Origin of the sequence: Litchfieldella anticariensis FP35 = DSM 16096 (assembly GCF_000409775.1) — a bacterium.
Taxonomy (GTDB): Bacteria; Pseudomonadota; Gammaproteobacteria; order Pseudomonadales; family Halomonadaceae; genus Litchfieldella; species Litchfieldella anticariensis.
This window is the reverse complement of sequence record NZ_KE332377.1, coordinates 925,333-947,159: the sequence shown is the minus strand read 5'-3', so window position 1 is coordinate 947,159 and position 21,827 is coordinate 925,333. Positions and strand designations below refer to the sequence as shown.

Genomic DNA, 21,827 nt, shown 5'->3' with positions numbered 1-21,827 from the left:
GAGTGAATCGTGATCGAGGGTGTGAAACATATCGTCGCCGTGGCATCCGGCAAGGGTGGGGTCGGCAAGTCGACCGTGACTGCCAACCTGGCGTTGGCGATGGCCGCTGAAGGTTATCGTGTGGGCCTGCTGGATGCCGATATCTATGGTCCCAGTCAGGCACAGATGCTGGGCATCGGAGAGGGTGTAAGGCCCCAGCAGGCGGGTGAGAATACATTCAAACCCCTCGAAGCTCATGGCATTCAGGCCATGTCGATGGCGTTCATGGTCGACGTGACCGAGCCCATGGTATGGCGTGGCCCAATGGTGGCAGGGGCTTTCCAGCAACTCCTGAATCAGACTGCCTGGGATAACGTGGACTACCTATTCATCGACATGCCACCAGGTACCGGCGATATCCAGTTGACGCTGGCCCAGAAGGTGCCGGTATCGGGAGCGGTGATCGTCACCACTCCTCAGGACATTGCTTTGCTGGATGCCCGCAAGGGTATCGAGATGTTCCGCAAGGTCAATGTTCCGGTGTTGGGAGTGGTCGAGAACATGAGCCTGCACATCTGTTCGAACTGCGGGCATAGCGAACCGATCTTCGGTGCGGGTGGGGGTGAACGCATTGCCGCTCAGTACCAGACCCGGTTGCTTGGCCAGCTACCACTGACCATGGCAATTCGCGAGCAGTCCGATGGTGGTAAACCGACGGTGGTGGCCGAACCTGACGGCGAGGTGGCGCAAACGTTCAAGCGCGTAGCGCAAGCGGTGGCCGAAGGTGTCGAAAGCCAGCAAGCGGAAGGGCCCAGCATCTCCTTCGGTGACTGATATTGCATGTCGCTTTGTAATCTTTATGGGGGCCGTTATGATAACGGCCCTAGGTTTTGTCTGAAAATCGCCAGCGTTTCGGACAAACCCTCATTTGTGATTTTTACGCCGTATTCAAGGACGCCCCATGAGCATCAAAGCCGATAAATGGATTCGCCGCATGGCGGACAGCCAGGGCATGATCGAGCCCTTCGAGCCCGACCAGGTCCGTCATGTAGAAGGGCAGAGGGTGATTTCCTATGGGACGTCCAGCTATGGCTATGACGTGCGCTGCTCCGACGAATTCAAGGTCTTCACCAATATCCATTCAGCGGTGGTCGACCCCAAGGCCTTCGATGAGAAGAGTTTTGTCGATATCAAAGGCGACATTTGTGTTATCCCGCCAAACTCCTTCGCCTTGGCGCGTACCGTCGAGTATTTTCGTATCCCGCGTAATGTGTTGACTATCTGTCTGGGCAAGTCGACCTATGCGCGCTGTGGCATCATCGTTAACGTCACGCCGCTGGAGCCGGAATGGGAAGGGCACGTGACATTGGAGTTTTCCAATACCACCAACCTTCCGGCCAAGATCTATGCCAACGAAGGCGTGGCTCAAATGCTGTTCCTGGAGTCCGACGAGGTTTGTGAGACGTCTTACAAGGACCGTGGAGGGAAATATATGGGACAACGCGGAGTGACGTTGCCCAGGGCGTGAGTCACCCTGCCACCCGACGGCAGGATTTGGTGGGAGCGCAGCTCTGCTGCGCGATCCGGCCGTCAGGCCGGCATAGGAGGTGAGCCACCCTCTTATCGCGAAGCAGAGCTTCGCTCCCACCTCGTTCGTGCAAGCTTCAGCCCTCGTGGGAGGGCAGCTTTGCTGCACGATGGGTTCAGGATTCCTCGCCGATATCCTCGTCCAGTTCCTCTGCGGCATCGGCATGCGACATGCGCATCCCCTGCGGTGGCAGGGGGACACCATCGAAGGTTGCGCCTTCCGCACCGAGTCGTAGCCGGCCCTCGAGGAACCACTTCACCGCGATGGGGTAGATCAAGTGCTCCCGAGAGTGCACCTTGTTCTTGAGGGTCTCCACGCTATCGTCTTCGGTAATTTCCAGTGCGGCTTGGATTACCACCGGACCGCCGTCGAGTTCCTCGGTAACGAAATGCACACTGGCGCCATGTTCCTTGGCCCCATCGGCTAACACTCGGGCATGGGTATCGAGCCCTTGGTAGGCCGGTAATAGCGAGGGATGGATATTCAATAGCCGCCCGTAGAAGCGTTGGACGAAGATCGGAGAGAGAATGCGCATGAAGCCGGCCAGTACGATCAGGTCAGGCTCGTGGCGTTCAATGACCTTGATTAACGCGCCATCGAAAGCCTCCCGACTTTCGTATTCCCGGTGTGGCAGGACCACGGCGTCGATGCCCGCATCACGTGCCCGCTTCAGGCCATAGGCATTGGGCTGGTTGGAGATCACGGCGACGATCTCGCCACCCAGTTCACCGTGTGACTGTGCGTCGATCAACGCTTGGAGGTTGCTGCCGTTGCCCGAGATCAGCACCACGACACGGCGGGGCTCGGTGGTCTCCGGTGTAAAGTCGGTGAGAGTGTCACTACTGTACTGATCGTTACTCATGCTTCGAGACTCTCCAGGCGTACCTGTTCTTCCTGGCCGCTGCGCGTGACGATGTCTCCGAGACGATAAACGGTTTCGCCCTGCTGCTCGAGATGGTTTCGGGCGGCGTCGGCATCCTTGGCTGGCACCACTACCACCATGCCGATGCCGCAGTTGAGCACGCGATACATTTCACGCTCGGCAACGTTTCCTTGAGCTTGGAGCCAGTCGAATATCCCTGGGCGAACCCAGGAATTGGTATCGATGCGAGCAGTGAGGTCGTTCGGCAATACGCGAGGAATGTTTTCCAGCAGACCGCCTCCGGTGATATGTGACAATGCATGTACGGCAATACCGCTGTCCTTGATCAGTGATAACAGCGGTTTAACATAGATGCGGGTGGGGGCGAGCAGGGCTTCACGTAGTGATACACCGCCGAGTTCGCTGTCGATGTCCGCAGAACTGAGCTCGAGAATCTTGCGAATCAGCGAGTAGCCGTTGGAGTGCGGGCCGGATGAGGCCAGGCCCAACAGCACATCGCCTTCCCCGACACGAGAGCCATCGAGGATTTCGGATTTCTCGACCACGCCGACACAGAAACCGGCCAGGTCGTAGTCGCTGCCTTCATACATGCCGGGCATTTCGGCGGTTTCACCGCCAACCAAGGCACAGCCCGCTTGGGAACAGCCCTCGCCGATACCGGTTACCACGTCGGCGGCGATGTCCACATCGAGCTTACCCGTGGCATAGTAGTCGAGAAAGAACAACGGTTCGGCACCGGCCACGACCAGATCGTTGACGCACATGGCGACCAGATCGATTCCAATGGTGTCATGCTTGCCAAGGTCCATGGCCAGGCGCAGCTTGGTGCCGACACCGTCGGTACCGGAAACCAGTACCGGCTCCTTGTAACCGCTGGGGAGCTGGCATAGCGCGCCGAACCCGCCGAGGCCACCCAACACCTCGGGGCGAGTGGTGCGTTTGGCGACACCCTTGATGCGTTCCACCAGTGCATTGCCGGCATCGATATCCACGCCGGCATCCTTGTAGCTGAGCGAGGTTTTCGGGGTGGAAGTGGGTTGGGAGGAATCGGACGTGCTGCGGGTCATGACGAGTCCTGTCGAAAGCGGCGGGGAAAGGGGTGATCGAAAGCGTCGATTGTAACATCACATGGCGCCGCCCGCATCGTCGATGCATGGCGTGAATCGCCTAGGGAAGAGGAGTAAAAAATGAGTCCAAGGAGGCATGATGCGTAGACACTGGTGGATTCTGGCTACCGGTGCGGGAGTGCTGTGGTTATTGTTTCAGCTCGAGTCGATGTTGATGCCGTTCTTTGCTGGCATGATCGTCGCCTATCTGGGTGACCCACTGGCCGATCGCTTCGAGAGTTGGGGGGCGTCACGCCCGGTGGCCGTTAGCGGCGTGTTCCTGATACTGCTGCTGATACTCTCTGTGGCGCTGCTGATCCTGATCCCATTGCTGGCTCAACAGTTGCGTCAGTTCGGCCAGGTGGTGCCGATTATCTTTGAGTGGGTACAGACGGTGCTGGCACCGCAAGTACGAGAGTGGACCGGCTATGATGTGACACCTGAACTAGGTGGTGTCCAGACGGTGCTGGCAGAGCATTGGCAGCAGGCGGGCGGCACCGCTGCACAGCTTCTATCACGGGTCGGGCGCTCGAGCATGGCTTTCATTGGCTGGATCACTTATGTCTCGTTGATACCGGTGGTGGCGTTCTATCTGCTGCTTGATTGGGATCGGTTGATGGAGAATATCCGTAATCTGCTGCCACGTCCGTGGGAACCCGATGTAACCCGGCTGGCACTACGTTGCGATGAAGTGCTGTCGGCGTTCCTGCGCGGCCAATTGCTGGTCATGCTGTGCCTCGGGGTGATCTATGCCGTGGGACTGACACTGTTGGGGGTCCGCTTTGGGTTGCTGATTGGCATGATGTCGGGGTTGGCCAGTATCGTGCCTTTCCTGGGGTTCATCGTCGGCATCAGCGTGGCATTGATCGTCGCATTCTTTCAGGAGGGCAGTTGGCTGCTCCTGTTGGGTGTCGTGGCAGTGTTTAGTCTTGGACAAGTGGCTGAAAGCGTCGTGTTACAGCCCAAGTTGCTGGGTGACAAGATTGGCCTGCATCCAGTGGCGGTCATCTTCGCTGTGCTGGCTGGGGGCAACCTGTTCGGCTTCACCGGTGTTCTGCTGGCGTTGCCGGTGGCGGCAGTGATCATGGTATTATTACGCGAACTCAAGGATCGCTATAAAAACAGCACATTATATGATTCTGCCCAAGAAGGCAGCCGAGACGAGGAGTCCTCATGAGCCCCGGGCCTGCGCAGCTACCGCTCGGTGTGGGCCTGCGTGACGACGCAACCTTCGCCAACTATCTGTCCAGTGGCAATGCCATTCTGGTGGACAGGCTGCAGGCCCAGCTCGACGAAGGGGGAGAGCCGTTCCTTTTTCTGTGGGGTGGGGAAGGCGTCGGACGTAGTCACTTGCTGCAAGCGGCTTGCCATGAAGCCAGTGCTCGCGATAAGCGGGCTCTCTATCTCCCTCTGTCGGAACTTGGCCATTTCCCGCCGCATATGCTCGAAGACATTGAGCGTCTCGATCTGGTAGCCATTGATGATCTCGATTTTGTGATGGGGCGCAAGCGTTGGGAGGAGGCGTTATTCCATTGCTTCAATCGCTTGCGCGATGCCAACAAGCGATTGGTGATCGTTGCCAGTGCTGCCCCTCGTCAGCTCGACATACGGCTTCCTGACTTGGCTTCACGGCTGACGTGGGGGATGACGTTCCATGTCCAGCGGTTGGACGATGAGGGGCGTGTCGAGGCTCTCAAACTACGTGCCCGAGTCCGTGGCATGCAACTGCCTGACGAAGTGGCTCGCTATATTTTGCATCGTGGATCACGACGGTTGAGTGAACTCTTCGAAGCGCTGGAAATTCTGGATCGTGCTTCACTTTCCGCCAAGCGCAAGCTGACAATTCCTTTTGTCAAGCAAGCGCTTGATTGGTAAGACAGCGATTCAGTGCTGCCCTCATTTATTGCAGAGCTGCTCGGTGGTGTACTTAAAGGAGTTCAGCAGGTCATCTTGCGTAAAGCCGTATGCTGTCAGGGTTTGCTCCCAAGCCTCGGTATTCTTGTAACGAGCCAGTTCCCGGTTGACCGCGTCGCGCAGCGATTCAGCGTCTTTGGGAAAGGTGAAGCCTCCCCAACTACGAACCTCTTCGCCATTGATGACGGGGTCGACGAAATTGCTCGTCACTTCCAGTTGTGGGTCTCGGCCTTCCAAATCGCTGACCGTCAGACCGGTGGCGGCATAGGCGTCGGCACGTCCGCTGGTAATGGCCTCGACGGCATCCGCATTGTTGTCGATGATGACCATTTGGGACTCGGGGACTCCCAATGCTTGAAGGATTTCACGTTGATCGGCGCCGCCGAGAACCGCCACTTTGATGTCGTCACGCTCAGCGAAATCCGAGTAGGAATGGATCTCCTGTGGATTGCTTGCTGCTACCAGCAACCCTTCCCCATAGGAGGTAGTCGGTTCGGAGTAGATCACTTTTTGGCAGCGTTCGGGCAGGATAGCCATTTCCGCGGCGACCATGTCGAAACGTCCTTCCTGCAGCCCGGGGATCAGGTCGCCGAAGGTGGTCGATACCCACTCGATCGAGTCGATTTCCAACGCTTCGATAAGTGGTTTGGCCACATCCGGCCCCACTCCCTTGGCTTCGCCGTTTTCATTCAGATAGCCATAGGGGGGTTCATCGGCTACCGCAATGCGAATGCTGCCTTGCTCGCGAATTTCCTCCAGTGTCGCTGCGTTGACGGCCGTGCTACATAGAATGGACAGTAATATCGTGCCTGATACTTGCGCCGTTCTTTTCTTGGTGTGATATGGCATCACCTGAAAATCTCCCTTGCCTAGTGGGCCCTGGGGGTGATGAACATGCGCGCAGGCTTGACCATCGAGCCCATGACGATCCTCCCATGGCCTAAACATAGGTTGTCGGTGAAAGGCTTGCCAACGAGGAGCCTGTCAGTCGAGGCTTCCGTTAAGGGTGGCTATCAAGCGACGTTCGCCTCCGTGGTCACGGTGTTCTCCCAACCAGATTCCCTGCCAGGTCCCCAGTGCCAAGTGGCCTTCTCTCACTGCCAGTGTTAGCTGCGTACCGAACAAGCTGGCGGCGACGTGGGCCGGCATGTCGTCTGGACCTTCCAGTGTGTGGCGAAAGTAGGGCAGATCGCCAGGGACCAGGTGGCGAATGAAGGCGTCCATGTCGTGGCGAACATCCGGGTCGGCGTTTTCATTCAGGGTCAATGACGCCGAGGTATGCAGGAGTTGCAGATGCAGCAAGCCGACTTTCACTTCGGCCAGGCGTGGCAAGGCATCGACGATCTCCTCGGTGATCAAATGGAATCCTCGCGAGCGTGGTGTCAGGCGTATCTGCCGTTGCTCCCACATCGATTGGCCTCCCAGAATAACCGCCGGCAAGGCGACGGTCATGACATTTATCGGTTCAGTGTCACGCGCGCCGTCTGGCCTGCCCCGACATGCACTTGGTGGATGATGATAGGGCTGCGTCCATTGGCGCCGGGTAGACGGACGCTGCCTGCGACATAATAATCACCGGCGGGCAGCCCGTTGGCAGTGAAATACCCTTGGCCGTCAGTATGGGCCTGATGGGTATACTCTCGCGCACGAGGGTCGGCGGGCTCAATGGCCTTGCCTGCCAGGGCTGCTTCCGCGGCCTCGGCTGAATAGGTGGTCACTGGAGCGATGGAAACGACCTCGTTGACCCCATAAACCCGATCGCCGCTAGGCGCCGTGTAGTACAAGCGACCGCTGATCGTGGCATTGCCATGTTTGGACAGCGCGGCATATTCCTGCTCGGGGAAGGGGACTTGTCGGGCAATCCGTCCCGAGGGCGAAGGTTGCTCCCCTCGTTCGTCACCTCTTTCGATGATCTCGACCCGTTGTGGCGTTGAGTCCACGCCAGGCCCCATGGCTTGGCAGCCGGTGAGTATGACTCCGGTTATCAGTAGGGTCAGGTAGCGGCGCATGATTCCCTCTTGCGTGATGATCCTCACTTGTATCCTATCGCATTCCTTGCGCAGCGTGAGATCCCATCATCCTAGTGCCGGTACTCCGGTAACCCGAACGTGTAAATGAAAGGCGAACAAGAAATAGAGGGTCAGGCCAACCACGACGGCGATGACATCACCCTGGAAACGACCGATGGCCAATGGCTTTCCGGCCAAACGGTTGCGCCTGCGGGCGGCACGAAAGGCGGCTATGGACCAGACCAGGAAAGCGCCGAAGAAGAGGATATCGCCGAGGCGTCCGTTAACCAGCAGGTGGCCAAGCGCCCATAACTTCACGCTGATCATCATCGGATGCCCCACGACACTACGAATATGGCTCGTCGGGCCATACGTGGAGACCAGCAGAATGAAGGCGGGGATCATCAACAATGCCACCAGGTACTGGGTCCACATGGGGGGCTGCCAGATCATGATGGGAGTTGTTCGTGACATGGCAAATCCCCAGATGGCCAAGGCTAGACCAATGACAGAAATCAACGAATAAGCGATTTTCCATGCAGGGGCGCCGAAGCGCTCGATCTGAGCTTGGCGCCAGTCGTCGGCGATGATACGCACGGAGTGCGCTCCCAGAAATAGCAATAGGCCGAGAAGCATTACCGTCATGGTAAGAGAATCCCTGGTCAGTCGGCCCATGGCCGTGTTGGTTGGCAGAGCAATTCTAGCCTATTTCGGAATTTTATTGGTTCGGTGGCTGTGAGCAAGCGCCACTACTGGGAAAAGAAGCTTAGACATATCGACCGTGAAAAATATCAAACAGCGTAGCAGGGGCTACCAAAGCACCAAGGTTTTCAGGCTCGAGAATGGCGGACTCGCACGGTCGTCCCAGCGTAATTCTTCCATACTCTAAGGGACACAGTGAACGTAGAGGCTGATCATGACGAGTCCCAGCAATGTATTGCGCTTTGCCAGCCAGCAAAATGTCGATTGCCGGGCCTGTCACTTGAGCTCCCTCTGTCTTCCCCAGGGACTTTCTCTGGAGGAGATCGCTGAACTCAATGACATTGCCCAACCCTTGGCCATGCTGAGAAAGAACGAGGCGCTATTTCTTCAAGGCATGCCTTTTACCAGCCTGTTCGCGGTACGCTCCGGTAGCCTCAAACAGGTCACCACCACGGAAACCGATGAATATCTGGTTACCTCCTTTTTCCTACCGGGTGAAATGGTCGGCCTGGATGCCATTGGCGAGAAGAGTTATCCAGGTAGTGCCGTGGCACTGGAAACCACGACAGTTTGCGAGTTGCCGTTCGAACGTCTCGATGATCTTTGTGCAAGCCTTCCTGAACTGAGACGGCGTTTCCATCGAAACTTGAGTCAGGAAGTGCACAACGAGCGTTTGATGTTGCGCCTATTGCTGCGCAGAACAGCCGATGTGCGTCTTGCATGCTTTTTCTTTGCCATGTCCGAACGCTTTCGGCGCCGAGGCTACTCTCCTTATCGCTTCCGCTTGGCCATGTCGCGAGGGGAGATTGGCAATTACCTGGGGCTGACGGTGGAGACTGTCAGCCGTGTCTTGGCGCGATATCAACAGCAGGGATTGCTCGATATCCACGGTCGCGATTTCCACATTCTCGACTTGGAGAGGCTTAGTCGTTTGACCGAGGCTAGCGGGCGCCGGGGAGCGGCTGGCTGAAAAGGCCTGGCATTGCCTCGAGGCACTGAGTCAGTGCCTGAGGACATTTGGCGCAATGCTTAGGTTGGTGGACCGAGGAGTGTCCTTCCAAGACAGGCTAACGCCGTGTGGGAGCCACCATGCTGGGTTGACTGTGTGACGCAAGGGTCAGCCATGCCACTTTTGCCCAGTGGTGGGCTGGCGTGGTCTGCGCTCGTTGTGAATTAGGCTCCCACTGCTCGAGACATTCACTGAGGATGCGGCATTCTGCATATTTTTGATCGACGAAGGCTAGAAAGGGTCCGTGCAACTCCGGGGTGGCGTTGGTCTCCAGCAGGCGCCCGGCGAAATACCATGCGTGTTGAGCAGCCTCAAGAGCCTTTTCCAGTACCTCGCCTGCCATAACATCATCAATGATGAAGAAGTGCTGCTGGGCGGTCGTGAGGGACATTTTTTCCTTTGCATCGATGGGGGCGACACAGGCACTTAGGTCCAGCTGTTCGGCGACACAGCGTAGGGCGTCAAGGCGTTGCTCGGATTCCTTGCCCAGCGCCACCATCAGCCGGCTGATATGGGGGGCGTTGGGCAGGAAGCTCAAGGCGAGCCGGCGATAGCGATGCATTTCCTGGCGCTCATGTGCGCTGGCCAGGGAGAGCTGCTCCTGTGGCAAGAAGGTGAGTGCTGTCAAGTCGAGCATGGTTGGTTGTCCCGTTGTTAGTCATGTTCGGTAGCCCGGCAATTCGGGGGGGTATCAACAGAATGCAATCTAGGTGGGAGCGGCTCTGCCTGCCATGACATGAATCAACTTGGGAGTAGATGCTGCGGAAGCAAGTGTGGTTTTTTTGTAGCAATCCGACACTTCATATGACAGCCGTCAAATTACGAAACTAATGATGCACGTAGAATGCGACAATTCAAGCGTCGCGCAGTGAATGCCGGCGCTCCAAGAAAACGGTTGTAGGGGCGTGTCGGGATGAAGCGTACAAAAATATGAGCTGCTTATATTTGCCTATGGGACTGCCACTGGAGGACATTCCCGAACTCCATGATACTCAGACGTATACGCTGCTGAGAAAAGGTGATGCGTTGTTCAAGCAGGGAATGTCGTTCACAGGCCTGTTTCTGGTACGTTCAGGTAGCCTAAAGCAAGTTTCGACCACCAATACCGATGAGTCTCTGGTCACGGCCTATGCGATGCCGGGGGATTTAGTGGGGCTGGATGCCATCGGCCAGAATGTCTATCCGGGGACCGCCCTGGCCTTGGAGACCACCACAGTGAGTGAGTTGCCGCAGGAGCGCCTCAGTGAATTAGGGGCACAGCTCCCGGCGTTGCGTCAGCAGTTGTGCCGCAATCTTAGCCAGGAAGTGCACAATGAACGTCTGATGTTGCGGCTGTTGCTGCGCAGGACCGCAGAAGCACGCCTGGCCTACTTCTTCGTTGCCATATCGGAGCGCTTCCGACGTCGCGGATATTCGCCTTCGAGGTTCCGGTTGGCGCTGTCGCGCAGCGATATCAGCAGCTATCTTGGGCTGACAGTGGAGACCGTCAGTCGCACCTTGGCACGCTTCCATAGGCAGGAACTACTCACATCCCGTGGGCGTGACTTTCATATTCTCGACTGGGAAGGGCTTGTCCGGCTGGCTGAAGCCAGCGGTCGGCGAAGTGGAGCCTAGTTGACGGCGTCGATGAATTGCCAATGATGCGCTTTCATGACAAAAAGCCGCTGGTCGAAGACCAGCGGCTTTTGATATTCAGCGTTTACACAGAACGGGATCCTATCCTGTGAGCGCCTGATGTTACTTGGTCGCTTGGGTCGCTGCCTTTGAAGCGGTCTTGACGTTGTCTTCGACCAGCTTCTGACCTTTCTGAACGAATTCCTGGTTCAGGGCCACGACTTTTTCGGCGTCACCCTTGAAGCGCTCGCTCAGGTCCTTGGCGGTCTTTTTCTGGTCTTCGACATAGGCTTGGAAGCCATCGGCGTCCTTGACGTCGAAGAATGCGCGCACCTGCTTCAGGCTGGCGTCCGTGTAAGCCTTGGTGGCTTCGAATTGGGCGCCGATCAGCTTTTCGCTGTAATCGAGGCTCAGAGCCGCGTAGGCGCGGGCCGGACCAAAGAAGAAAGTTTCGAATTGCTCAGTGGCTTTCTCGAAGTTGACGTTGCTCATGGTACACCTCCGTAGATATCAGGATACGAAGGGATTTGACCTTCGTTGCAGTGCACAATAACAAAGCTTTTGCTGCGTTGCAACATGGCGGTTTGCCAACTCCGAAGAAAATTCCTTGAAAGCCATCAACTCCAGCGCAATCCTTGTATGAACAATGGGTTAATGCATCAGTATGGGAGGCGGTCATGAGTGATACCCGGATCGAGCGCGACAGCATGGGGGAGTTGGACGTTCCTGCCAGTGCCCTGTATGGCGCACAGACTCAACGGGCGGTCAATAATTTTCCTGTCAGCGGGCAGGCAATGCCTAGTGCTTTCATCCATGCGGTGGCACGCATCAAATGGGCAGCCGCGCAGTCCAACGCCGAACTTGGGCTGCTGGATAGCCAACGCGCCGAGGCGATCATTGCTGGAGCACAAGCCATCATCGAGGGGACGCATGACGATCAGTTCCCCATCGACGTGTTTCAGACCGGTTCGGGGACCTCGTCCAATATGAACGTCAACGAGGTGATTGCACACTTGGCGTCGAAAGACGGGCTTGAAGTCAGTCCCAACGATCACGTCAATATGGGGCAGTCGAGCAATGATGTGATTCCTACAGCGATCCACTTGTCGGCAGCATTGGCGGTAAAGGAATCTCTACTGCCTGCTCTAGAGCATCTGCGAGTAACCATCGATACCAAGGCGGACGAGGTGAGTGCGGTGGTCAAGACCGGCCGCACTCACCTGATGGATGCCATGCCAGTACGCATGAGTCAGGAGTTGGGGGGATGGTCGAGCCAGGTGGCGCAAGCCATGGAGCGTTTCACAAGCGGTCAAGAGCGCCTCGGGCGATTGGCGCAAGGCGGCACAGCGGTGGGAACTGGCATCAATGCCCACCCTGAATTCGCCGAGCGGATGGCGAAAGCGTTGAGCGAACAAACCGGACTGCGGCTCGTTCCTAATGATAGTTTTTTCGCGAGCCTGGCATCACAGGATGCTGCCGTGGAGCTTTCCGGCCATTTGCGTACTTATGCCTGCACGGTCATGAAGATCGCCAACGATCTACGCTGGATGAATTCCGGTCCCTTGGCGGGACTCGGCGAGATCGAATTGGAAGCCTTGCAGCCGGGTAGCTCGATCATGCCGGGCAAGGTCAACCCGGTGATTCCTGAGTCAGCCGCCCAAGCTGCCGCCCAGGTGATCGGGCTCGACAGTGCAGTGACAGTGGCCGGTCAGAGCGGCAACTTCCAACTGAACGTGATGCTGCCGCTGATTGCCAACAACTTGCTGACCTCGATCACTCTGATGACCAATACCAGCCGTTTGTTGGCCGATTGCGCCATTGCCAGCTTCACGGTACGCGAAGACAACATTCGGGAGCCTTTGGCCCGTAATCCGATCCTGGTGACAGCGCTGAACTCGGTGATCGGTTATAACGCCGCTGCGGCCATAGCCAAGCAGGCGTATCAGGCCGGGCGGCCGATCATTGAAGTCGCCGAAGAGCAGACCGATCTCAGTCGCGAGGAATTGGAACGCTTGCTCGATCCCGCCAGGCTGACGGAGGGAGGCATTCCAGAGTGATAGGGTAAAAGCCCGAAGAGCGCCGCGGTGTGTCTCAGGCCGCTTGCGCCTGGCGATGCGCCGCGATGTGCATGCTCAGGCGCTGACGCTGAGGCGCTTCCAGGCGTAGTCCCAGTTTGGTGCGCCGCCATAATACGTCGTCGGTATCGCGTGCCCACTCGTGATCGATGAGATAATCGACCTCGGCGGCTGTCAGGCCTGCACCGAAGTCTTCACCCAAGTCCTCCAGTTTATGGCATTCCTGCAGGAAATTCAGACATAGGCTGCCATAGCTGGCGGCGAAGCGCCGGGCACGGCTTTCTCCCAGGAAGGGGTAATCACGCACCAAGCGTGCAGTGAAATCCCGTTGGTTGCCGATGTCTCCACCCGGCAAGGGAACTGTGGCGGTCCAGGGCGAGCCCATTGTGGGGAGTCTGTGGCGCAGCATAGCCAATGCTGCCTCGGCAAGCTTGCGGTAGGTGGTGATTTTGCCGCCGAAGACCGACAGTAAGGGCGCTCCTTTGCTGTCCAGGTCCAGGGTGTAGTCGCGAGTCATGGCCGAGGGATCGGAGGATTCGTCGTCGCACAAGGGGCGTACACCGCTGAACGTCGTGATGATGTCATTGCGGTCGAGTTGCTGCTTGAAGTGGGCATTGACCACCTCGAGTAGGTAATCGGCTTCTTCGTCGCTGGCAGTCACCTGGGCGGGGTCGCCGATGTAGCGCCGATCGGTGGTGCCTATCAGACTGAAGTCCTGCTGATAGGGCAGCACGAAGACGATTCGCCCATCGCGGTTCTGCAGGATGTAGGCCCGTTCGTCGGTATTGAGGCGCGGCACGACGATATGGCTGCCTTGGATCATACGGATGCCATAGCGCGACTGGCGATCGGTTTCGCGGCGAATGAAACTTTCCACCCAAGGGCCGGCAGCGTTGACCAGTACCTTGGCGCGTCGCTGGGATTGGCGGCCGGTATCCCTGTTTTCCAGGGTCAGCAACCAGTGACCGTTTTCCTCGCGAGCCTCGATGCAGCGCGTACGGACCAGGATTTTGGCGCCTTGCTCTCGGGCTTGTAAAGCATTGAGGATCACCAGACGGGCGTCGTCTACCCAACAATCGGAGTATTCGAAACCTTGGGTAAGCTCTGGCTTCAAAGCGCTCGCGGCATCGAAGTGCAGGCGACGTGAGCCAGCCAGGCTGTCTCGCTTACCCAGATGATCGTAGAGGAACAAGCCGGCGCGAATCATCCAGGCCGGTCGCAGGTGGGGCTGGTGAGGCAGGATGAAGCGCAAGGGCCAAACGATGTGTGGCGCTTTCTTCAATAGCACCTCACGTTCGCGCAAGGCTTCGCGCACCAGACGAAATTCGTGATGCTCCAGATAACGGAGTCCGCCATGGATCAACTTGCTGCTAGCCGATGAGGTGGCACTTGCAAGATCGGCTTGCTCGCACAGCCCGACCTTGAGACCTCGGCCCGCAGCATCGTTGGCGATACCGACCCCATTGATGCCACCACCGACGACGAAGATATCGAAAAGCTCCTGTTGCTGAGACTTACCCATGGCTGACTCCGTTGCTGACTAACGCTCCTGCGGCTGGAATGACTCAAGCCGGGGAAGATGACCTCGTTTCCGAGGTTGTGTTCGTTTTAGAAAGTAGACTATTCGAAAACGAACATCAAGAGGCGAGACATCATCACGGACACGACGTGATGAGCGCCAGGGGAGTGAGCTGACGAAGTAGGAAAAGGCGTGAAAAGGGAGGTCAGATCGTGCTTTCAGCAGGCGCGTAAGCTGATGTCTCCTGTCCGGCGATATGCAGCGCTACGTCATGGTTTTCCAACAGCCGGCAGATCGACTCGGGGGGACGCCGGTCGGTGAACAAGGCGTCGATCTGGGTGATTTTTCCTTGGCGTACCACGGCATTGCGATGAAATTTGGAGTGATCGGCGATCAGAAAGACTTGGCGCGAGTTATGAATGATAGCTTGGGCAACACGGACTTCCTGATAATCGAATTCGAGCAGTGAACCATCCTCATCGATTCCACTGATGCCGATGATGCCAAAATCGACCTTGAACTGGTTGATGAAGTCGATGGTCGCTTCGCCGATGATGCCGCCATCGCGAGAACGTACTTGGCCACCGGCGATAATGACGTTGAAGTCCTCGTTATGCTGGAGAATGGCGGCTACGTTGAGGTTATTGGTAATGACTTCCAGACCGTGGTGACCCCGTAACGCCTCGGCGACGATTTCGTTGCTGGTGCCGATGTTGATGAACAGTGAGGCATGGTCGGGAATCTGTGCCGCTAGCAGCGAGGCAATGCGTCGCTTGGCTTCCAGGTTGAGCGTTTTGCGAGTCTGGTAAGCCGTGTTGACTGTGCTCGATTCGAGACCGGCGCCGCCGTGTACACGTCGAATCAGTCCTTCGTTGGCCAAGGCATTGAGATCGCGGCGGATGGTCTGAGGGGTGACGGCGAAATGCTCGGTCAGTTGTTCGATCGCCGCATAACCCTGGCGTTTGACCAGAGCGACGATAGCGTCTTGGCGTTCTTGTTGTGTCATGAGCCCTCCTCGTGATACTCCCCGATTCTACGGTATTTTCCGTGGGTTGCGTCAGATAAGCCAACAAAGCATGCGACCAAGGTCTATGGATTCCATGATGGCCAGGCGTTTGAGGTATGCAGAGCGCTGGTTTACTCTCCAGTCATCGGATTCGAACATTATTCGATATTTTCTGTTTGAAAGCGAACATAACAATGAGTTCTCCACGATGTCCGAGGAATACGCCATGGCTTCTTATCTGCTAGCCATCGACCAGGGAACGACCAGTTCCCGTGCCATTCTTTTTGATCGCGAGGGCAATGTGGTCGAGGTGGCGCAGCAAGAGTTTCCGCAACATTTCCCGCAAGACGGCTGGGTCGAGCATGAGCCGGAAGACATTTGGACGTCGGTACTGAGCACATGTCGTGAAGTGATCGACAGGGCAAGCATCGATGTCTCACAAGTGGCCGGTATCGGGATCACCAACCAACGTGAGACCACTCTGCTTTGGGACCGAAAGACCGGCGAACCACTACACAATGCCATTGTGTGGCAGGATCGACGTACTGCTGATGCCTGCCAACATCTGCGTGATGCCGGTCATACTTCCATGGTGCAGGAGCGTACGGGGCTGCTGATCGATCCATATTTCTCGGCAACCAAGCTGGCATGGCTGCTGGAACATGTGGAGGGGGCCCGTGAGCGTGCCGAGCGTGGTGAACTGGCCTTTGGTACCGTGGACAGTTTTCTTATCTGGCGACTGACCGACGGCCGCGTGCACGCAACCGATGCCACCAACGCTTCGCGTACCGCGTTGTTCAACATCCATACTCAGCAGTGGGATGAAGGGTTGCTCGAGTTCTTCGACATTCCGGCCAGCTTGCTGCCCGAGGTCAAGGATTCCAGTGATGACTTCGGTGTGGCCCAAGCGTCACTGCTGGGTAGTCAAATTCCCATTGCCGGGGTGGCGGGCGATCAGCAGGCGGCGTTGTTCGGCCAGGCCTGCTTTGAACCGGGTATGGGCAAGAGTACCTATGGCACCGGTTGTTTCATGATTCTCAATACCGGTGATAAGCCGGAAGTCTCTCGCAATCGTCTGCTGACCACGGTGGGGTATCGTCTGAACGGCAAGCCAACCTATGCCATGGAAGGAAGCATTTTCGTTGCAGGCGCCACGGTGCAGTGGCTGCGCGATGGCTTGAAGTTGTTCGCCAACGCCGCGGAGACGGAAGCCCTGGCTCGTCAGACCCGGAGTGGGCATAGCGTCTATCTGGTGCCGGCTTTTACCGGGTTGGGTGCGCCACATTGGGATCCACAGGCTCGTGGGGCGATCTTTGGTCTCACCCGCGATACTGGCATTGCCGAAATCGTCGCGGCGGGCCTGCAAGCGGTATGCTATCAGAGCCGCGATCTGCAGGTTTGCATGAACGATGATATGGCGGCGAGCACTGGTACATTACGGGTGGATGGCGGCATGGTCCGCAATAACTGGCTGATGCAATTCCTGGCCGACATGCTGGGAGTTTCCGTGGATCGTCCGACCGTTCTGGAGACGACGGCATTGGGGGCGGCCTACTTGGCAGGGCTGCATCTTGGTTGGTACGAGGGGCTCGAGGAGATTGCCGGGTTGTGGCGCTGTGAGCGAACGTTCTCTCCTCAGATGGATGACGAGGAACGGGAGCGTTTGTACCGTGGCTGGTTGGATGCTGTCGATCGCGTGAAATGCTAGTCTGGAACCAGTGGAAGAACATCTTCCAGGCATGATCAAGGCTTGCATTTACGGTGCGAATACGTAAAATACGCATCCGTTGCCGAGGCAAGTCATTGAGTTTCGGGCAAGCTGTAGGACCATAGCTCAGTTGGTTAGAGCGCCACGTTGACATCGTGGAGGTCAGCGGTTCAAATCCGCTTGGTCCTACCAAACTCCCTTGGCATCCATCGATTCATAGGACCATAGCTCAGTTGGTTAGAGCGCCACGTTGACATCGTGGAGGTCAGCGGTTCAAATCCGCTTGGTCCTACCAGCTTCCTGAAAACACCCCGTAGCCTGTGCTACGGGGTGTTTTGTTGTGGGGGGTACGACCGCGGTTCCCTTACTGGCATTTCATCAGGACCAATTTGCCAAATCGCTCTGCGTGGCGAATACCGTCACCAGTGTTTCGATACCGGCTTGATCCTCGGCACTGAAGCGGCTCTTTAGCGGACTGTCCAGATCGAGCACGCCCCACACGCGGTCCTGCACGACGATCGGTACCACCAGTTCCGAGCGCGAGGCGGCATCACAGGTAATATGATCGGGCACGGCATGCACGTCGTCGACGCGCTGGGTCTGGCGTGAACGTGCCGCGGCGCCGCACACCCCCTGGCTGAAAGGAATCGGGTTGCAGGCGGGCTTGCCCTGGAACGGGCCGAGTATCAATGTCTCGGGCTGGCGCTGGAGATAGAAGCCCGCCCAGTTGAGTTCGGATATTTCCTGCATGATGAAAGCGCAGGTCTGGGCCATGTTGGTCAGCGCGTCGCGGGTATCCAGCAAGGCCTCGAGTTGGCGGGCAAGAAAAGCGTAATCGGACATCGAATACTCCACCTAGTAAAAGGCCGGCTTGTGAGCCGGCCCGTCAAGCCAATGGAAAGGTTGGCTTGCGTTACCCTTGCCATCCTGGGATAGCCGCCCCCTTGAACAACTCCTCGGCCTTGGCAACGACTTCCTCACGCTGGTAGGAGTCGACCAACTGGCGAATCGCCTCGCGATCCTCGTCGCCGGCACGCACCGCGATCAGGTTGACGTAGGGCGACTCGGGGCCCTCCTTGATCAAAGCGTCGTCCAGGCTCAGGCCAGCCGGTTGGGCGAAGGTGTTGTTGATGAAGGCCATATCCACATCAGGCAATACGCGCGGCAGTTGAGCGGCCTCGATCTCACGGAAGCGAAAGTTCTTCGGGTTCTCGGTCACATTGATCGGCGTGGCTTCCAGGTTCGTCGGGTCGTCGAGTTCGATCATGCCCTTATTGTGCATCAGGATCAGTGCGCGCCCTTCGTTGGACGGGTCGTTGGGCAGAGCGATGATGGCTCGCTCCGGCAGATCTTCGATACTGTCGTGCTTTTCGGAATAAGCGCCGATGGGATAGACGAAAGTACGCCCGGCAATGGCGAAATCATAGCCGCGATCCTCGACCATGCTGCGCATGTAGGGTTCATGCTGATAGGCGTTGGCATCCAGGCTGCCATCGGCCAAGGCCGCATTGGGCGAGACGTAGTCGGTGAATTCGACGATTTCGACATCCAGGTCGTGCTCTTCCTTGGCGATGCGTGCTGCCACTTGCATCACCTCGGTTTCAGGTCCGGCCACGGTGCCTACCTTGATCGAGTTCGTCTTGGCCTCATCGTTGCCGCAACCCGCCAGCGCGACGGCGCTGAGCAGGGTGGCGGCACCTAGCAGGCGAGCGGGACGAAGAAGGTGAGCCAGCTTGTCTGTCATCGTGATGTTCTCCTAAGCGCTTCCCTATGGGAAGTGGATAATGGCATGGATGCCGCTGGTCAGTATGGGCAGTGCCATCGTGATTCAAGTGTTGCTGATTGAGTATCGCGTCATGTCGACGTCTATTTGTGATCGGCCTTGCGCACCAAGTGATCGCCCAGACTCTGGAAGCCCTGGACCATGACCACCAGGATCGCCACGGTGATCAGCATGACCATGGGATCGAAGCGGTTATAGCCGTAGCGGATGCCCAGATCGCCGAGTCCGCCACCACCCACAGCGCCGGCCATGGCCGAGTAGCTGATTAGGGTGACTACGGTGATGGTCAAGCCGGTGATGATCCCGCCCTTGGCCTCGGGCAGTAGTACCTTGGTGATGATCTGGTAGGGAGTGGCGCCCATCGATTGGGCCGCCTCGATCAGCCCGGGCGGAATCTCGTTCAAGGCGCCTTCCACCAGGCGAGCGACGAAGGGGATGGCGGCAATGGTCAAGGGCACGATAGCGGCATTGGTGCCGATCGAGGAGCCGGCGACCAGTCGCGTGAAGGGGATGATCGCCACCATCAGGATGATGAATGGCACCGAGCGACCGACATTGGTGATGACGCCGAGCACCTGGTTGGTAAGCGGCTGAGCGAGAATCTGTCGTGGTCGGGTGACGAAAAGCATCACACCCAGTGGGACGCCGAGTAGTGCGGCGATCAACCCCGACACGCCGACCATGTAAAGTGTGTCGAGCGTGGCCTTGAGAACCAGGTTAAGCATCGCGCTGGACATGGCCGAGCACCTCCACATGCAGATCATGGTTTTCGAGATAGGAAAGCGCCTCGCGGGTCTTGTCTGAAGCGCCTATCAGTTCAGCGATCATCAGTCCCAGGGTCCGGTCCTGGATCGACTCGACCTTGGCCTGCAGGATGCTGACGTCAACCCCGCATTCGCGGGCCAGGCGCGAAACCAGCGGTGTGGAAACGGCATCGCCGGTGAAGGCCAGTCGTACCACCGGGTGGGTATGCTCCCCAGGCATTTCCTCGAGGCGTTCGACCAGCGCCTTGGGCGGCTCGAGTTCGAGAAAGTCGTTAAGAAATTCGCGTCCCAACCGGGTACGTGGCGCGGTGAAGAAGTCACCGACATCGGCTTCCTCGACCAACTCGCCGGCAGAAATCAGCCCCACTCGATGACAGATGGTCTTGACCACTTCCATTTCGTGCGTGATCAACAAAATGGTTAGACCTAGCTTGCGATTGATGTCCTGAAGCAGTTCCAGGATCGAGCCGGTGGTCTGGGGGTCTAGTGCCGAGGTGGCCTCATCGCAGAGCAACACCTTCGGACGGCTGGCTAGCGCGCGGGCAATGGCCACGCGCTGCTTCTGGCCGCCGGAGAGCTCCGCAGGATACTTGTCGGCCTTGTCCTCCAGTCCGGTCAACTCGAGCAGGGGGATGACGCGATGCCGTATCTCGCTCTTGTCCATGCCCATCAGTTCCAGCGGCAAGGCGATATTGGCGAACACCGTACGTGATGACAGCAGGTTGAAGTGCTGGAAGATCATGCCAATCTGATGCCGCGCCTGGTTGAGCTGGGCGGCTGACAAGGCGGTGAGTTCCTGCCCATCGACGACCACGCTCCCAGTCGTCGGGCGTTCGAGCAGGTTGACGCAGCGGATCAGTGTCGATTTTCCGGCACCGGAAAGACCTATCACGCCATGGATGCTGCCCTGTGGGACGTGCAGGTCGATATTCTTCAGTGCGTTTACGGCACCTGAACCGCTGCCATAGGTTTTGGAGACGTTGGTGAGTCTGATCATGGTCCTGTCAGGTCGGCTGGGCGGATGTTGCCGGTTGCGGGCAGGGCCGAAGAATCGGTCGGAAGCAAAGCAGAAGGGTGGAGAAAAAAGGCCACCCTGGCGGGTGGCCATCAACGCTGGACACACCCTTTTAGCTGCACTTCCCGCCGCTCGAGGCAACGCGCGACGATGGCGAGGGCGCCCGCAATCCGGGTACAAATCGGCGCCTGAATAATGAGCGCAAATGGTAGGTGTCAGGTGGCTTGGTGTCAACGATAGTGGTGCATGTTTCGGTCTATCGAGCTGATAATCAGGCAATATTACTGCCGAGATGCCGCTTGGCGTAAAAAATGGCCAGGACGCACAATCCCCGTGGACGACCTGTCCTGGCTTGCCTAGACTGGCGACCTTGGTCGTCTTGCGCCGCGGGCCGGGCGAATGAATTCGGGAGTCGAGCATGTTTACAGGTATCGTCCAGGGCACGGCACCATTAGTGTCCGTCGTCGAGAAGAGTGAATTTCGTACCCATGTGGTTGCATTGCCAGCGTCGCTGCGGGAGGGGCTGGTCGTCGGCGCGTCGGTGGCGCATAACGGCGTTTGCCTGACGGTGACGGCCATCGACGGTGATCATGTCAGCTTCGACTTGATGCGCGAGACGCTGCGTTTGACCAATCTTGGGGCATTGCGGGTGGGAGACCGCGTCAATATCGAGCGAGCGGCACGTTTCGGAGACGAGATCGGTGGTCATGCCATGTCAGGGCATGTGATCTGCTTGGCTGAGCTGGTGGAACTCGAAGAGGCTCCGGATAACCGTCGCCTGTGGTTCGAACTGCCTGCCGAGTATGCACGCTTCCTGTTCGACAAAGGGTATGTTGGCGTGGATGGTATCAGCCTCACGATTGGCGAGGTGAGAAGGGCGGGAGGGGTTGCGCATTTTTGTGTCAATCTGATCCCCGAGACGCTCTCGCGTACGACGCTGGGCGAGCGGGGGCCGGGGGATCGTGTCAACATCGAAATCGATCCTCAGACTCAGGCCATTGTCGAGACGGTCGAGCGAGTGCTTGCAAGTCGACAAGCGTGACAATGGAAAGCTACTGACCGTTCCGTCAAGTTTCCGTTGGTTGGTCCGCATAGCATGTGGCGCATTGCTTGCTTATATGTGTAGGGCTTATATAGCGATTCTCTCGGGGCA

Annotated in this window: 23 protein-coding genes and 2 tRNA genes; 11 read left to right on the top strand and 14 right to left on the bottom strand. The window is 57.6% G+C overall.

Annotation, left to right across the window (positions count from 1 at the left end; genetic code table 11):
• The first annotated feature begins 12 nt into the window (after positions 1-12).
• Both apbC and dcd read left to right on the top strand, forming a co-directional pair.
• A complete protein-coding gene (gene apbC / locus L861_RS04455) occupies positions 13-813 on the top strand; it encodes an iron-sulfur cluster carrier protein ApbC (RefSeq protein WP_169513684.1) in 801 nt (266 codons plus the stop codon).
• A 127-nt stretch (positions 814-940) separates the two neighbouring features.
• On the top strand, positions 941-1,507 hold the full coding sequence (dcd, locus tag L861_RS04450) for a dCTP deaminase (RefSeq protein WP_016415366.1): 567 nt from the start codon (positions 941-943) through the stop codon (positions 1,505-1,507).
• A gap of 175 nt (positions 1,508-1,682) precedes the next feature.
• Here dcd and purN read toward each other — a convergent pair whose 3' ends face one another.
• Positions 1,683-2,429: a phosphoribosylglycinamide formyltransferase gene (gene purN, locus L861_RS04445; RefSeq protein WP_016415365.1), complete on the bottom strand. Its 747-nt coding sequence runs from the start codon at positions 2,427-2,429 to the stop codon at positions 1,683-1,685.
• Complete coding sequence (purM, locus tag L861_RS04440; protein WP_016415364.1) at positions 2,426-3,517, bottom strand: phosphoribosylformylglycinamidine cyclo-ligase; 1,092 nt, start codon at positions 3,515-3,517, stop codon at positions 2,426-2,428. The genes purN and purM overlap by 4 nt, the downstream gene beginning before the upstream one ends.
• 139 nt (positions 3,518-3,656) lie before the next feature.
• On the opposite strand from purM, the gene L861_RS04435 reads away from it, so the two are divergent.
• Both L861_RS04435 and hda read left to right on the top strand, forming a co-directional pair.
• The gene (locus L861_RS04435) at positions 3,657-4,733 is read left to right on the top strand and encodes an AI-2E family transporter (protein WP_016415363.1); all 1,077 of its coding nucleotides are present in this window, start codon (positions 3,657-3,659) and stop codon (positions 4,731-4,733) included.
• Positions 4,730-5,431, top strand: a complete 702-nt coding sequence (hda, locus tag L861_RS04430) for a DnaA regulatory inactivator Hda (RefSeq protein ID WP_016415362.1) — start codon at positions 4,730-4,732, stop codon at positions 5,429-5,431. Before L861_RS04435 ends, hda begins: the two co-directional genes overlap by 4 nt.
• A 21-nt stretch (positions 5,432-5,452) precedes the next feature.
• Here hda and ehuB read toward each other — a convergent pair whose 3' ends face one another.
• The 4 genes from ehuB to L861_RS04410 form a co-directional block, all read right to left on the bottom strand.
• Entirely contained in the window at positions 5,453-6,319 is an 867-nt protein-coding gene (gene ehuB / locus L861_RS04425; protein WP_016415361.1) for an ectoine/hydroxyectoine ABC transporter substrate-binding protein EhuB, read from the bottom strand.
• Between the two features lie 135 nt (positions 6,320-6,454).
• A complete protein-coding gene (locus L861_RS04420; protein ID WP_027947431.1) occupies positions 6,455-6,880 on the bottom strand; it encodes a secondary thiamine-phosphate synthase enzyme YjbQ in 426 nt (141 codons plus the stop codon).
• 47 nt (positions 6,881-6,927) lie between these two features.
• Positions 6,928-7,479 carry a carboxypeptidase-like regulatory domain-containing protein gene (locus L861_RS04415; RefSeq protein ID WP_016415359.1) on the bottom strand — a complete coding sequence of 184 codons (552 nt, stop codon included), beginning with the start codon at positions 7,477-7,479 and terminating at the stop codon, positions 6,928-6,930.
• A 66-nt stretch (positions 7,480-7,545) separates the two neighbouring features.
• Entirely contained in the window at positions 7,546-8,124 is a 579-nt protein-coding gene (locus L861_RS04410; protein WP_016415358.1) for an NnrU family protein, read from the bottom strand.
• 271 nt (positions 8,125-8,395) lie between these two features.
• Here L861_RS04410 and fnr point away from each other — a divergent pair, with 271 nt between their 5' ends.
• On the top strand, positions 8,396-9,151 hold the full coding sequence (gene fnr / locus L861_RS04405) for a fumarate/nitrate reduction transcriptional regulator Fnr (RefSeq protein ID WP_016415357.1): 756 nt from the start codon (positions 8,396-8,398) through the stop codon (positions 9,149-9,151).
• A gap of 97 nt (positions 9,152-9,248) precedes the next feature.
• Here fnr and L861_RS04400 read toward each other — a convergent pair whose 3' ends face one another.
• Positions 9,249-9,827 (bottom strand): hypothetical protein, encoded by a 579-nt coding sequence (locus L861_RS04400; protein WP_016415356.1) that lies wholly within the window; start codon positions 9,825-9,827, stop codon positions 9,249-9,251.
• Positions 9,828-10,120: 293 nt separating this feature from the next.
• Between L861_RS04400 and L861_RS04395 the strand changes: the two genes are divergently transcribed.
• Positions 10,121-10,804, top strand: coding sequence for a helix-turn-helix domain-containing protein (locus L861_RS04395; protein WP_021029103.1), 684 nt, complete (start codon positions 10,121-10,123; stop codon positions 10,802-10,804).
• A gap of 123 nt (positions 10,805-10,927) precedes the next feature.
• On the opposite strand, the gene L861_RS04390 is transcribed toward L861_RS04395, so the two are convergent.
• On the bottom strand, positions 10,928-11,296 hold the full coding sequence (locus L861_RS04390) for a phasin family protein (RefSeq protein ID WP_016415353.1): 369 nt from the start codon (positions 11,294-11,296) through the stop codon (positions 10,928-10,930).
• A gap of 185 nt (positions 11,297-11,481) precedes the next feature.
• Between L861_RS04390 and L861_RS04385 the strand changes: the two genes are divergently transcribed.
• The gene (locus tag L861_RS04385) at positions 11,482-12,861 is read left to right on the top strand and encodes a class II fumarate hydratase (RefSeq protein WP_016415352.1); all 1,380 of its coding nucleotides are present in this window, start codon (positions 11,482-11,484) and stop codon (positions 12,859-12,861) included.
• Between the two features lie 34 nt (positions 12,862-12,895).
• Here the strand turns inward: L861_RS04385 and glpD are convergent, their stop codons facing one another.
• Together glpD and L861_RS04375 are read right to left on the bottom strand one after the other, a co-directional pair.
• Complete coding sequence (glpD, locus tag L861_RS04380) at positions 12,896-14,401, bottom strand: glycerol-3-phosphate dehydrogenase (RefSeq protein ID WP_016415351.1); 1,506 nt, start codon at positions 14,399-14,401, stop codon at positions 12,896-12,898.
• Positions 14,402-14,603: 202 nt separating this feature from the next.
• Positions 14,604-15,404, bottom strand: a complete 801-nt coding sequence (locus L861_RS04375; protein ID WP_016415350.1) for a DeoR/GlpR family transcriptional regulator — start codon at positions 15,402-15,404, stop codon at positions 14,604-14,606.
• 226 nt (positions 15,405-15,630) lie between these two features.
• Here L861_RS04375 and glpK point away from each other — a divergent pair, with 226 nt between their 5' ends.
• The 3 genes from glpK to L861_RS04360 all read left to right on the top strand — a co-directional run bounded on the left by glpK (position 15,631) and on the right by L861_RS04360 (position 17,407).
• The gene (gene glpK / locus L861_RS04370) at positions 15,631-17,112 is read left to right on the top strand and encodes a glycerol kinase GlpK (RefSeq protein ID WP_027947433.1); all 1,482 of its coding nucleotides are present in this window, start codon (positions 15,631-15,633) and stop codon (positions 17,110-17,112) included.
• Between the two features lie 115 nt (positions 17,113-17,227).
• Positions 17,228-17,304: transfer RNA gene (locus tag L861_RS04365), tRNA-Val, on the top strand.
• 26 nt (positions 17,305-17,330) lie between these two features.
• Positions 17,331-17,407: transfer RNA gene (locus L861_RS04360), tRNA-Val, on the top strand.
• Between the two features lie 83 nt (positions 17,408-17,490).
• Here the strand turns inward: L861_RS04360 and msrC are convergent.
• From msrC to L861_RS04340, 4 genes are all read right to left on the bottom strand, one after another.
• On the bottom strand, positions 17,491-17,955 hold the full coding sequence (gene msrC / locus L861_RS04355) for a free L-methionine (R)-S-oxide reductase MsrC (RefSeq protein ID WP_016415348.1): 465 nt from the start codon (positions 17,953-17,955) through the stop codon (positions 17,491-17,493).
• A gap of 70 nt (positions 17,956-18,025) precedes the next feature.
• The gene (locus L861_RS04350) at positions 18,026-18,856 is read right to left on the bottom strand and encodes a MetQ/NlpA family ABC transporter substrate-binding protein (protein WP_016415347.1); all 831 of its coding nucleotides are present in this window, start codon (positions 18,854-18,856) and stop codon (positions 18,026-18,028) included.
• A gap of 122 nt (positions 18,857-18,978) precedes the next feature.
• Positions 18,979-19,632 carry a methionine ABC transporter permease gene (locus tag L861_RS04345; RefSeq protein ID WP_016415346.1) on the bottom strand — a complete coding sequence of 218 codons (654 nt, stop codon included), beginning with the start codon at positions 19,630-19,632 and terminating at the stop codon, positions 18,979-18,981.
• Positions 19,613-20,656, bottom strand: a complete 1,044-nt coding sequence (locus L861_RS04340) for a methionine ABC transporter ATP-binding protein (RefSeq protein WP_016415345.1) — start codon at positions 20,654-20,656, stop codon at positions 19,613-19,615. Before L861_RS04340 ends, L861_RS04345 begins: the two co-directional genes overlap by 20 nt.
• A 436-nt stretch (positions 20,657-21,092) precedes the next feature.
• Between L861_RS04340 and L861_RS04335 the strand changes: the two genes are divergently transcribed.
• Positions 21,093-21,716, top strand: coding sequence for a riboflavin synthase (locus L861_RS04335; protein ID WP_016415344.1), 624 nt, complete (start codon positions 21,093-21,095; stop codon positions 21,714-21,716).
• Positions 21,717-21,827: the final 111 nt, after the last annotated feature.

What these genes read in the sequence shown, in the direction of transcription:
- ehuB (WP_016415361.1), bottom strand. Translation starts at nt 6,319, where the DNA reads ATGCCATATCACACCAAGAAAAGAACGGCGCAAGTATCAGGCACGATA.
- L861_RS04375 (WP_016415350.1), bottom strand. Translation starts at nt 15,404, where the DNA reads ATGACACAACAAGAACGCCAAGACGCTATCGTCGCTCTGGTCAAACGC.
- glpK (WP_027947433.1), top strand. Translation starts at nt 15,631, where the DNA reads ATGGCTTCTTATCTGCTAGCCATCGACCAGGGAACGACCAGTTCCCGT.
- hda (WP_016415362.1), top strand. Translation starts at nt 4,730, where the DNA reads ATGAGCCCCGGGCCTGCGCAGCTACCGCTCGGTGTGGGCCTGCGTGAC.
- L861_RS04415 (WP_016415359.1), bottom strand. Translation starts at nt 7,479, where the DNA reads ATGCGCCGCTACCTGACCCTACTGATAACCGGAGTCATACTCACCGGC.
- purN (WP_016415365.1), bottom strand. Translation starts at nt 2,429, where the DNA reads ATGAGTAACGATCAGTACAGTAGTGACACTCTCACCGACTTTACACCG.
- L861_RS04420 (WP_027947431.1), bottom strand. Translation starts at nt 6,880, where the DNA reads ATGTGGGAGCAACGGCAGATACGCCTGACACCACGCTCGCGAGGATTC.
- dcd (WP_016415366.1), top strand. Translation starts at nt 941, where the DNA reads ATGAGCATCAAAGCCGATAAATGGATTCGCCGCATGGCGGACAGCCAG.
- L861_RS04390 (WP_016415353.1), bottom strand. Translation starts at nt 11,296, where the DNA reads ATGAGCAACGTCAACTTCGAGAAAGCCACTGAGCAATTCGAAACTTTC.
- L861_RS04345 (WP_016415346.1), bottom strand. Translation starts at nt 19,632, where the DNA reads ATGTCCAGCGCGATGCTTAACCTGGTTCTCAAGGCCACGCTCGACACA.
- L861_RS04395 (WP_021029103.1), top strand. Translation starts at nt 10,121, where the DNA reads ATGAGCTGCTTATATTTGCCTATGGGACTGCCACTGGAGGACATTCCC.
- fnr (WP_016415357.1), top strand. Translation starts at nt 8,396, where the DNA reads ATGACGAGTCCCAGCAATGTATTGCGCTTTGCCAGCCAGCAAAATGTC.
- L861_RS04435 (WP_016415363.1), top strand. Translation starts at nt 3,657, where the DNA reads ATGCGTAGACACTGGTGGATTCTGGCTACCGGTGCGGGAGTGCTGTGG.
- purM (WP_016415364.1), bottom strand. Translation starts at nt 3,517, where the DNA reads ATGACCCGCAGCACGTCCGATTCCTCCCAACCCACTTCCACCCCGAAA.
- glpD (WP_016415351.1), bottom strand. Translation starts at nt 14,401, where the DNA reads ATGGGTAAGTCTCAGCAACAGGAGCTTTTCGATATCTTCGTCGTCGGT.
- L861_RS04400 (WP_016415356.1), bottom strand. Translation starts at nt 9,827, where the DNA reads ATGCTCGACTTGACAGCACTCACCTTCTTGCCACAGGAGCAGCTCTCC.
- L861_RS04385 (WP_016415352.1), top strand. Translation starts at nt 11,482, where the DNA reads ATGAGTGATACCCGGATCGAGCGCGACAGCATGGGGGAGTTGGACGTT.
- L861_RS04350 (WP_016415347.1), bottom strand. Translation starts at nt 18,856, where the DNA reads ATGACAGACAAGCTGGCTCACCTTCTTCGTCCCGCTCGCCTGCTAGGT.
- L861_RS04410 (WP_016415358.1), bottom strand. Translation starts at nt 8,124, where the DNA reads ATGACGGTAATGCTTCTCGGCCTATTGCTATTTCTGGGAGCGCACTCC.
- L861_RS04340 (WP_016415345.1), bottom strand. Translation starts at nt 20,656, where the DNA reads ATGATCAGACTCACCAACGTCTCCAAAACCTATGGCAGCGGTTCAGGT.
- msrC (WP_016415348.1), bottom strand. Translation starts at nt 17,955, where the DNA reads ATGTCCGATTACGCTTTTCTTGCCCGCCAACTCGAGGCCTTGCTGGAT.
- L861_RS04335 (WP_016415344.1), top strand. Translation starts at nt 21,093, where the DNA reads ATGTTTACAGGTATCGTCCAGGGCACGGCACCATTAGTGTCCGTCGTC.